The organism is Oculatella sp. LEGE 06141 (assembly GCF_015207605.1).
GTDB lineage: Bacteria > Cyanobacteriota > Cyanobacteriia > Elainellales > Elainellaceae > Oculatella.
Window position 1 is genome coordinate 53,475 of sequence record NZ_JADEWO010000039.1, and the last position, 9,828, is coordinate 63,302.

The window sequence follows — 9,828 nt, forward strand, 5'->3', positions numbered from 1 at the left end:
GGTTCAACCCCGGCGGCAATAGCGTAACTCCTGAGAATAATAGAACGTAGCGTCTGAGAATAGTAGAAATTTTGCGGCTAAGGATAACTTTTTCATCACATGGCTCAATCTGATCCAAATCAAGTGTTACGACGGTTGCCCATCATTGTGGGTGCCTTGGCCGGTTCCTTGCTGATGGTGAATCGGTTTCTAACGCCAGAGTTGACCAATGCTCAGGCTCGTTCGGATGCCTTGGGAGTGATGGTCAGTGCCGTATTAATTTTGACTGGCTTGCTGTGGCAACAGGTGCAGCCGCGATCGCCCGACACCGTAGAATTGACAGGCGAAGAGGGGTTTGAGCTAATGCCCGACCTACCAGAATCAGTTAAGACTGAATTGGCCTGGTCGTCTCATCTGCTGCTGACCAATACTGTAACGCGATCGCTCGTTGTTTGGTATCAAGGGCGGGTGCTATTGCGACGAGGTATTTTGGGCGCTAACCCCAGCGTTACACCGGGAACCATCGTGCAGCGCGTATTGGCGACACAGCGGCCTGTTTATCTGGTCAGTCTAAAGCTATATCCCGGTCGGGTCGAGTTTGACTACCTGCCCGAAAATACGCAGGGTGTTATCTGCCAACCCATTGGCAATCAAGGTGTACTGGTCTTAGGGGCGAATGCTCCTCGTAGCTATACCAAACAAGACGAAACCTGGATTGCCGGACTGGCAGACAAATTAGACAACACCTTGAGCCAGTATCGAGAACTGACCCAACCACCTGTTTCTTGAGTGACGAAGCTTGATACATCTAGGGTAAAGATGTGGGTTAGCACTCGAACGAGTTGAGAACATGACACTTTTATATTGGCTACTCGTTGCCCTGATGGTCGTTGGCATTGTTGGTGCGGTCGTTCCGGGCATTCCGGGAGCCAGCCTGATTGTGACGGCGATCGTCGTTTGGGGTATTCTTTACGGTTTTGGCAGCTTGGGACTGCCGTTAACAGTGGCGATTCTAGTCTTGCTGCTTAGCATCGGGGTCGATTTTCTGGCGGCTTACTGGGGAGCCAAGCAAGCCGGTGCCAGCCGCTGGGGGCAAATTGGAGCTATTATCGGCTTGCTGCTTGGGTTCTTCGGTCTTTTGCCAGCCCTGCCCATCGGCGGCCCCATTCTGGGGCTACTGATTGGGCCATTACTGGGTGCCATTGTGGGCGAGTTTCTGTATCGCAAGGATCTGCAACTGGCGGTCAAGGCCGGAATCGGGATTGTGGTGGGATCATTGATCGGGAACCTGATTCAAGGGCTGTTGGCGATCGCCGCTGTGGTTGTGTTCTTGTTTGCCACGCTGCCAACGCTCTATGGTGGGGATGCAACCGTTGCGCCGATACCGCAGAGTCTACCGCCGGAGCCGCTCAACTCTCCTCCAGCAGAGCTTGTAGCGCCAGCTTCATCTCTTCAATCGATGTGGTTGCCGTCCCAAACTGACGCACCACAATACTAGCAGCCAGGTTGCCCAAGATTGCAGCCTCCCACACGGAAGCACCCGCCGTTAGCCCCAGGGTCAGGGCCGCTACCACCGTATCCCCGGCTCCAGTCACATCAAAGACATCAGTGCGGTTAAAGGCTGGAACCGTTGCCTGGTTGCCGCTGCGGTCAAATAACGTCATTCCTTCTTCGCCGCGTGTAATGAGGATATGTTGAGCTTGCGTCAGGGTAAGCAAGTCTTGTCCGGCGCGTTTGAGATCCTGTGGGGTGGCGATCGCATAGCCTACCGCTTTTTCTGCTTCGGGCAGGTTAGGGGTAAACAGCATGGCACCCACATAGCGCGACAAATCGCTCTGGGCATCCACCACACTACGGGAATGGGCAAGAGACGCTTCAATCACCGGTGGGGTTAACACACCGTCTCCATAATCGGAGCAGACCACCGCATCAACGGTAGCCACCTGCTGACGGATGTACTGTGCCAGTTGCAGTTGCAAGTCGGTGTCGGGTAACTCGTCTGACTTGCGATCGACTCGGACGATCTGCTGCGTCACAGACTGACGAGCATGGCCAGAAATCCGGGTTTTGGTTACTGTGGGCCGTAGCGAATCGACCAACACCCCCTGGGTATCAATCTGGGCAGCGGCAAAAATAGTTCTAAGCGCCTGCCCCTGCTCATCTTTACCCACCAACCCGACTGCTTTAACGGTTGCCCCCAGTTTGGCAAGGTTATACACCGCGTTTGCGCCTCCACCTGGAATTTGGCGCGTTTCCTCATGCCGCAAAATCAGGACGGGCGCTTCTCGCGATAACCGCTCCACTTGCCCGGTCAAAAACTCATCCAGGGTCAAATCGCCTACTACTAATATGCTGGCTTGGTTGAAGCGATCGAGCAACTCATTGAGTCGGCCAGCAATCGCTCTTAGATGAGCTGCGAAGTCCGCATCCAGGGTCATATGCGTTCAGAAATGAATGAACAAGGAGATGATACCGAGGTCTAGCAATTATCATCCCTTTACCGTTATGAATTGTGATGGCTAGCTGTTTTGAGCCGGGGCACGAGCCGTTCCAGGTGGGCAAATTTCAGCCGTAGGCTCGAACTGAACTGGAACCAGATAGGCGGCTCTATTGCCAGTTGCTTCAAACTTGTAGTCGCTCAGGGTTTCCAATGCAAGCTGGTTGAAAATGCCATATCCAGAACTGACTAAAACCGTCGGCTCAGGCTCATCAACCACCTCTCCGTCTGCATTGACCATTACACCCACTAATGCCGTTGCCGATAGGCGGCGCAAACAGGCGGGCACAGGATATGACCCAGCGATCGCCTCAATGGGTTGAGTATCTAGAGTCTGCTCGTCGCCAATCCATTGAGCCGCTTCTTGATACCAACCGGTGATTTTTTCACGCACTGGGGTCGCAGCCGTATCCGTTCCCTCATCATTAAAACTATAGAGCGCTCTCAACTGCTGCTGCTCCTGGAGCAGCGCTTGGCGTTGGTCGGGCGTTGGCGATGGGGTAGACGCAGGCGTATCTGTTTCTGGCAAAGTAGATTCCGCGTTTGGCACATCAGAAGGTGCGTTCGGATTAGCATCTACGGGAGGTGCAATATCGGTAACGCTGCCAATTCGTTCGGGAGATGGTGTTGGCGATGCATCAGGTCGTGGACTGGGAGATTGCCCTGGCGTTGCCGGAGGCGGTGACGGCGCGACAGACGGGGTCGGGCGAGGGGATGGCGTCACCGCCTGCGGTGGACTGGGAAATGGGTAAAGCAGCAGCGGCGGAGCGGGTGGAAAATTCAGGGGTGGCAGTCCTTGAGGGGGAGCCAGCGGAGCCGGAGACGGAAACGGCGAAAACGAAAACGGGTCATTGGGTTGAACCGATGGCAATTGGGGCGGCGATGCCGTTGAAAAATCGGGCAAGCGGCTTTGTTCTTCGGGTGTCAGTTCTAGCAGGGCAACCGGTTGCCGAATTTCGGGTTCAGAGGCTTCACGGGCAGCAAAGGGCAAAATAGGCAGCAGAATTAAAAAGATTCCATGCAGACCAAAGGAGAGCAGCACTGACCAGGCCGATGGCTCTCTCAACTTTTGGCGCAGCGCAAGTGGCACAGATTTGATATTGGATGCTTTAACCATAGCCCTATCTCAACCAAGACCGTTGACGCTCTACGGACGACTGTGTCCAAAAACCTCACACCCTACACCCTACACTCTATTTCCCTGGATTGACCTGAACAATCAGTATAGAAAAATAAGGCAAGATCAGGCTGGGGCGATCGCTCAAATCGGCATAAATCACCTGATTCGGCAATGTCGCTCGTTCTACAACATAGCTGTGTGGCAATAAACCGTGCTGTTTTAATACAGTCCAGACCTGTTGGTACACAGAACTAACCTTCATTAAAACGATGACATCAACGGTGGCGATCGCAGTTTCCAAATCTGCAACGGTGTATAGCGCTGGTAACACCATCAGCCGTTGCGATCGCACCGTTAACGGCATTCCCAACATAGCCGCTGCCGCCATTGGCGAGGACACGCCAGGAATCGCCTCAACCTCAGCTTCAGGATGAAGATGCTGTAAAGTTTGAGCGAGATATGTAAAAGTACTGTAAAACCCGATATCGCCTTCAGAAACAAACACCACATCCTGGCCACGGTGCAGAAATTGCCACACCTGAATCGCGGCAACCTCCCACGCCTGCTTCAGTTGAGCGTCATCCAGAACATAGGGAAACACCAGCGGTAGCTCAATCTGGTGCGGTCGCAGCCAGGGATCGATCGCCCGTTGAGCCATACCGGGTTTACCTTGAAGTCCAGCCGGGAACGCCACGACAGGCGCTTCCTGGAGTAAACGCAACCCCTTGATTGTCATCAATTCTGGATCGCCGGGCCCCAGGCCAATTCCGCGTAACGTACCGAGAGCATGAATGTGCATATACCTTATCCTACGCAGCCACAACTATTCTCCTTATAAATAGAAAAGAAAAAAGAGTGGACTCAACCCGCATGTATTCCAGCGTCGTTCAATACCCGTCAACGCCTCAAGGGTTGATCTGGCTGTGTTCCTGAGTTTGATAAAGCTGATGCGCCAAAATGTATTCGCGCACGACATCGGGAACCAAATAGCGAATAGAACGGCGATCGCGACAATACTGCCGCACCAGGCTAGAGGAAATTTCGACCAGAGGCATTTGAAGGATCTGCCACTGTACGGGAATCGCTTGCTGTGCCAGCGCTTGCACCACCTGTTCGCACCGTTGCTGAAGGTCAATAGTCAACTGATGCTGAGCATCAGCCGTGCGGGGCAATGGAGCAACGCGAGGCGCAATCAACCACTGACAGTGAGAGGCCAGCTCTCGACGGTGATACCAACGGGGCAATGATTGAAACGCATCTAAGCCCACAATCCAGTACCACTGGCTGGCTGGATGGCATTGTTGCAAGTCGTTCAGGGTATCGATCGCATAGGATGACCCCGATCGCCGTTGCTCAACGGTCGATAGCGCAAAGGCTGGATGGGAGGCGATCGCCTGCTCAACCATCACCGACCGTTGCTCAAAGCTTAATAGCTCAATCTGGGATTTATACGGAGGGCAATGGGTTGGCACCCAGAGTATCTTATCAAGCGCTAGCTGGCTCAATGCCGTTTCTGCCAACAGCAGATGGCCCCAGTGAACCGGGTTAAAGGTACCGCCTAAAATCGCTAAATGTTGCATAAACGACAATCGTCGTTCTGGAACGCTTGGTGTAGTGGCTCAACCACAGGCGAAATCAGTCTTAAGACACAACTTGACCTGTGCCAGCTACGCCCAGTAGGGCAAATCCTACCATGAGTTATATCGCGACAGAGCAATTCTTGCTATGATATCGCGTGTTAATTGTCCGGTGTGGTGTTTGAGGAGTTAGGATGCTGAATTCCGTCGATTTCAGCGGGAGACCATTCCATTTCATTGGTATCGGTGGAATTGGAATGTCGGCTCTCGCCTATGTGTTGGCGAAACGCAAGTTGCCAGTCTCTGGCTCAGATCTGCGTCTTAGCCACATCACACAGCGTTTACAAGAGGAAGGCGCTCACATCTTTTGGCAGCAAGAGGCGTCAAACCTACAGTTTTTCCAGGCTGAGTCAGGCACATCTCCCAACAGTGTCTCATCCGAGGTCAATGGGCATTCTGCCCTACTGATGGAGCCTTATGTGCGGCAACAGGGGCAGGTCTTGGAAACGCTAGAACCTGAGTTGCTTCCTCAGGTCATTTGTTCGACAGCCATTAATTCCAGCAATTCAGAGTATCTTGCCGCTTTACAGTTGGGCTGTCCGATTTTTCACCGTTCAGATGTGCTAGCGGCTCTAATTCAGGAATATCAAAGTATTGCTGTTGCAGGAACCCACGGCAAAACGACGACCAGTAGTCTGATCGGTTATCTACTGATGCAGGCAGGGTTAGATCCAACCATTGTTGTGGGTGGAGAAGTGAATGCGTGGGGTGGAAATGCTCGCGTTGGAAATAGCCCCTATCTCGTTGCAGAAGCAGATGAGTCAGATGGTTCTCTGGTGAAGCTAGCCGCTCGTATTGGTATTGTCACCAATATGGAGCTAGATCACCCCGATCATTACGCCACGCTGGATCAAGTCATTGAGACGTTCAAAGTCTTCGCTCAAAACTGCCAGACATTGATCGGCTGCATCGACGATGAAACCGTGCGGCAAGCTCTAAACCCTACCATTACCTATAGCCTACAGCGCAACCAGGATGCAGACTACACGGTAGACCATGTGGTCTATGGGCACAGTGGAACAACTGCCACAGTGATAGAACATGGCAAGCCGTTAGGCCAGCTACAGTTGAAATTGTTAGGTCAACATAATCTTAGTAATGCGCTAGCAGCGATCGCTGTTGGGCGACTACTCGGATTAGAGTTCGATTGTATGGCTCCGATCATCGCTACGTTCGAGGGAGCACGTCGGCGCTTTGAGCGACGAGGTGAGCCTCACCAAATTTTGTTTGTTGATGACTATGCTCATCATCCTAGCGAAGTTCAGGCGACGCTATCGGCAGCTCGCTTACAGGCAGGGGCGGCCACGCGAAGACGGGTAGTTGCTATATTTCAACCCCACCGCTACAGCCGAATCATGACATTCCTCGACGATTTTGCTCAATCGTTCGGGCATGCTGATCTGGTAATCACAACGGATGTGTATAGTGCAGGTGAATCTCCCATAGGTGCCGTTAGCGGTCAACAGGTGGCCGATGCGATCGCTGCTTATCATCCCCAGGTGGTCTATCAACCAACGTTACCAGACGTTACTGCCTACCTCCAGGACATTCTACAACCGGGTGACATTGCGCTATTTCTGGGGGCAGGGAATCTCAACGGAATCATCCCAGAACTGCTTGGTTTCTATCAGCAGCTAGATCAGGATGAGCCTGAAACAAGACATTATTGACCTAACTGCTTAACCCAGTCTTCATTGACCCACGGTGCGGCATTTCGGTTCCTCGCATCACTCCTCAATGTATCCATGCCAAATCTAAAGATTTTCTGAACTGAATATCATCATGACTCTCTCCTACGACTCCAAAAGCATTCATGATCCTGCTCCAGTCACAAGCTCTGCTAAACTTTCAGCCACAGAGTCAAAACGTCCTTTATCGCTACCTCTCGGTCGTCAAGTGAAAGCGATTCGCGTTCCTGGTACGGACTGTTTGATTAAGCCCCAAGTGCCCTTATCGTCTCTCACATCCTTTAAGGTGGGCGGGCCTGCCGAGCTGTATGTTGCTCCTCGGCGGTTTGAAGACCTGCAAGCTAGCTGTGAATGGGCAGAAGACCACGGTTCCCCTGTAATGCTGTTAGGTGCAGGAACCAACCTGTTAGTGAGCGATCGCGGTCTGCCGGGATTGGTCATTGGCACTCGCTACTTGCGTCATACCCAGTTTGACGAAGAGACGGGGCAAATTACCGCTGGAGCAGGAGAGCCGATCGCTCGCTTGGCATGGCAAGCCGCAGAACGGGGCTGGCAAGGGTTAGAGTGGGCCGTTGGGATTCCCGGCACGGTGGGCGGTGCCGTTGTCATGAATGCGGGCGCACACCAAAGCTGTATAGCCGACATTCTGGTCAATGCTCATGTGTTCTCGGTGGACGGAAAGGTCGAAATTTTAACGCCCGAAACGCTAGACTACCGCTACCGCAGTTCCAATCTACAGGTTACATCCGGCAGCAATTCACCGCTGGCGATTCGCCTGGTTACGCAAGCCACATTCCAGCTTCAGCCCGGAGCCAACCCTAAACAAGTGGTTGCCGATACCACCGCCCACATGACTCAACGGCGCGTTACCCAGCCGTATCATTTGCCTAGTTGCGGCAGCGTGTTTCGCAACCCAAGCCCTCATTCTGCTGGATGGTTAATTGAGCAGAGCGGCTTAAAGGGATACCAAATTGGCGGTGCCCAGGTGGCGCAGCGTCATGCCAACTTCATTCTGAATTGCGGTGGCGCTACTGCGAGCGACATTTTTCAACTAATTCGGTTTGTTCAACAGAAAGTTGAACAAAATTGGGCACTGACGCTGGAACCCGAAGTCAAGATGCTGGGAGATTTTCAGCTAGCGATCTAACTACTATATATTCCGCTGGGGTTTGAGCCAGCAATACGTCATCCGTGAGGATCAGTGCTAAGGTGAAGGAGCAAATTCGCAACGTCTCCTAACCACTTGCTTTTAAGTGAACGGCAACCATTTGTCAGGCCAATATCAATGCGGCAGCAAGTTGTTGTTACACTAGGAAACGCTTAAACATTCCCAAACGACAGGTCGAAGTTACTCAACCTCAGTAGCGGGAACTCTAAATTAAGTTGACGTTTAATCCAATTCAGTAGGCAGTTATGTCAAAAGGACCAGGGCAGGGTTTTGGTTTCGGCCTCGGCAAAATGAAAGAGTTGACCGAAGCATTTAAGAAAGCCCAACAAGTACAGGAAGGTGCTAAACGGCTGCAAGAAGAGCTGGAGGAAATGCAGATTGAAGGCGAATCTGGCGGCGGCTTAGTCAAAGTTGTGCTGAGCGGCAACCAAGAACCTCGTCAGGTCACCATTTCACCAGATGCAATGGGTGAAGGGGCAGAAGTCCTGTCTGACCTCGTGACAGCAGCGATGAAGGATGCTTACAATAATTCCACTGCCACCATGCGTGCCCGCATGGAAGAGCTAACGAGCGGCTTGAATATTCCTGGTATGTAAGTCCTGGTGGGTGAGTGTCTGGCTTGCGGTTGACAAATTTTGGGTTCGTTGATCCCATTTGCCAGTCAACTAACCGACTGGCTCATAGCGAAGTCTGCCTTTTAAGCCTTTGGTCAGTCCATCCGAAGCTGGGCATGTGCGCGTCTGGCGGAGAAGGTCTCCGTTCTCACTACTTGATCGGCTCCGACTTGTAAGCTCCGGTGAGAAAGCTGGCTGCAAGGTTTTGGGTGGCCTCAAGCTGAGTTTGGCGCTCTCAGGATCGAAAAATGCCACTAAACAGACGGGTACATCAGGGTTTTTCAACTGAAGAACCCTGATTTTGGCTGGGGGAACGGTTCTAGAACAATCCGGCAGACTCGTATAAGCGTCTCACCGTTGCCAGGATTTTAACGCCGTACTGCGGATCGGCAGTCCAGCGACCAGTCAGTTGACTGACCAGCGGCGCAACGCCTCGTGTGACAAACCGAAAGCGAGGATCAACCACGTCTTGTCTGAGAGGCTCGGTGCTGGCGTATGCCTTGAGGTGCTGCACATGCGCTCTAACGCCAATTCGAGCGCTAACAAACGAGGCTCCTTCTGAACTGCCTCCAACTGCACCAATACCGCCAAAGTTGTTTTGTTCGGGGCGCATGTCTCCACCGAACCGCAGGAAGCCCGTTTCAACACACATTTGACAGAAGGCAATGTCGTAGTTGACCCCTTCTAGTTCGGCTTCTTCCCGATACAGCTTTGGAATTTCTGGAAAACGAGTCAGCGCCACCTCATTGTTGCTCTTCAAGAAGATAGTGAGCTGGACTTCGGATGCATTGCCTCGACCCATGATGCGATCGATATCGCCGGGGCAAAACCCAACTCTAGACCGCAGAATTACCGTACGGGTAGCGGCATCCCAACTAACTGCAATATTGAACTCTCGCAAATCGACCGCTTTGATGTAAACAACGTTGCGGTAGGTGAATCGACGCACCTCAGGCACGGTAGCCAGATCGATGCCTAAGCGATCGACCAAATCGATGGGAATAAAGGCATTACCGTTGACGATAATGCCTTGCTCGTCGTAAATTCCGCCGTTGAGGTTGATATCAATAGACGGATAGGTGATAGGTGCCGGGGTGGGAGCCGGAGCCGGAGTGGGGGTAGGGG

9 protein-coding genes and 1 pseudogene are annotated in these 9,828 nt (G+C 52.6%); 5 read left to right on the top strand and 5 right to left on the bottom strand.

The annotated features are described in order from the left end of the window. The first annotated feature begins 99 nt into the window (after positions 1-99). Entirely contained in the window at positions 100-768 is a 669-nt protein-coding gene (locus tag IQ268_RS22325; RefSeq protein ID WP_193883866.1) for a cofactor assembly of complex C subunit B, read from the top strand. A 61-nt stretch (positions 769-829) separates the two neighbouring features. Continuing rightward, positions 830-1,339 (top strand): annotated as a pseudogene (locus IQ268_RS22330) (DUF456 domain-containing protein); the annotation flags it as partial. Between the two features lie 49 nt (positions 1,340-1,388). On the opposite strand, the gene rfaE1 reads toward IQ268_RS22330, so the two are convergent. The 4 genes from rfaE1 to nadD all read right to left on the bottom strand — a co-directional run bounded on the left by rfaE1 (position 1,389) and on the right by nadD (position 5,176). Continuing rightward, positions 1,389-2,417, bottom strand: coding sequence for a D-glycero-beta-D-manno-heptose-7-phosphate kinase (gene rfaE1 / locus IQ268_RS22335; RefSeq protein WP_193883868.1), 1,029 nt, complete (start codon positions 2,415-2,417; stop codon positions 1,389-1,391). Positions 2,418-2,498: 81 nt separating this feature from the next. Further along, positions 2,499-3,593, bottom strand: a complete 1,095-nt coding sequence (locus tag IQ268_RS22340; RefSeq protein ID WP_193883869.1) for an energy transducer TonB — start codon at positions 3,591-3,593, stop codon at positions 2,499-2,501. A 76-nt stretch (positions 3,594-3,669) separates the two neighbouring features. Then, the gene (locus IQ268_RS22345; protein WP_193883870.1) at positions 3,670-4,395 is read right to left on the bottom strand and encodes a precorrin-2 C(20)-methyltransferase; all 726 of its coding nucleotides are present in this window, start codon (positions 4,393-4,395) and stop codon (positions 3,670-3,672) included. Between the two features lie 106 nt (positions 4,396-4,501). Continuing rightward, positions 4,502-5,176 (bottom strand): nicotinate (nicotinamide) nucleotide adenylyltransferase, encoded by a 675-nt coding sequence (gene nadD, locus IQ268_RS22350; protein WP_193883871.1) that lies wholly within the window; start codon positions 5,174-5,176, stop codon positions 4,502-4,504. Between the two features lie 191 nt (positions 5,177-5,367). Between nadD and murC the strand changes: the two genes are divergently transcribed. The 3 genes from murC (at position 5,368) to IQ268_RS22365 (ending at position 8,685) form a co-directional block, all read left to right on the top strand. Continuing rightward, the gene (murC, locus tag IQ268_RS22355) at positions 5,368-6,903 is read left to right on the top strand and encodes a UDP-N-acetylmuramate--L-alanine ligase (protein WP_193883873.1); all 1,536 of its coding nucleotides are present in this window, start codon (positions 5,368-5,370) and stop codon (positions 6,901-6,903) included. A gap of 112 nt (positions 6,904-7,015) precedes the next feature. Beyond that, positions 7,016-8,068, top strand: coding sequence for a UDP-N-acetylmuramate dehydrogenase (murB, locus tag IQ268_RS22360; protein ID WP_193883875.1), 1,053 nt, complete (start codon positions 7,016-7,018; stop codon positions 8,066-8,068). Positions 8,069-8,334: 266 nt separating this feature from the next. Beyond that, positions 8,335-8,685: a YbaB/EbfC family nucleoid-associated protein gene (locus tag IQ268_RS22365; protein WP_193883877.1), complete on the top strand. Its 351-nt coding sequence runs from the start codon at positions 8,335-8,337 to the stop codon at positions 8,683-8,685. 337 nt (positions 8,686-9,022) lie between these two features. Here IQ268_RS22365 and IQ268_RS22370 read toward each other — a convergent pair. Further along, on the bottom strand, positions 9,023-9,828 hold an 806-nt coding region (locus tag IQ268_RS22370; protein ID WP_193883879.1), incomplete at its 5' end, for a glucosaminidase domain-containing protein.

Coding starts and splice junctions, on each gene's coding strand:
- IQ268_RS22325 (WP_193883866.1), top strand. CDS start 100: ATGGCTCAATCTGATCCAAATCAAGTGTTACGACGGTTGCCCATCATT.
- rfaE1 (WP_193883868.1), bottom strand. CDS start 2,417: ATGACCCTGGATGCGGACTTCGCAGCTCATCTAAGAGCGATTGCTGGC.
- IQ268_RS22340 (WP_193883869.1), bottom strand. CDS start 3,593: ATGGTTAAAGCATCCAATATCAAATCTGTGCCACTTGCGCTGCGCCAA.
- IQ268_RS22345 (WP_193883870.1), bottom strand. CDS start 4,395: ATGCACATTCATGCTCTCGGTACGTTACGCGGAATTGGCCTGGGGCCC.
- nadD (WP_193883871.1), bottom strand. CDS start 5,176: ATGCAACATTTAGCGATTTTAGGCGGTACCTTTAACCCGGTTCACTGG.
- murC (WP_193883873.1), top strand. CDS start 5,368: ATGCTGAATTCCGTCGATTTCAGCGGGAGACCATTCCATTTCATTGGT.
- murB (WP_193883875.1), top strand. CDS start 7,016: ATGACTCTCTCCTACGACTCCAAAAGCATTCATGATCCTGCTCCAGTC.
- IQ268_RS22365 (WP_193883877.1), top strand. CDS start 8,335: ATGTCAAAAGGACCAGGGCAGGGTTTTGGTTTCGGCCTCGGCAAAATG.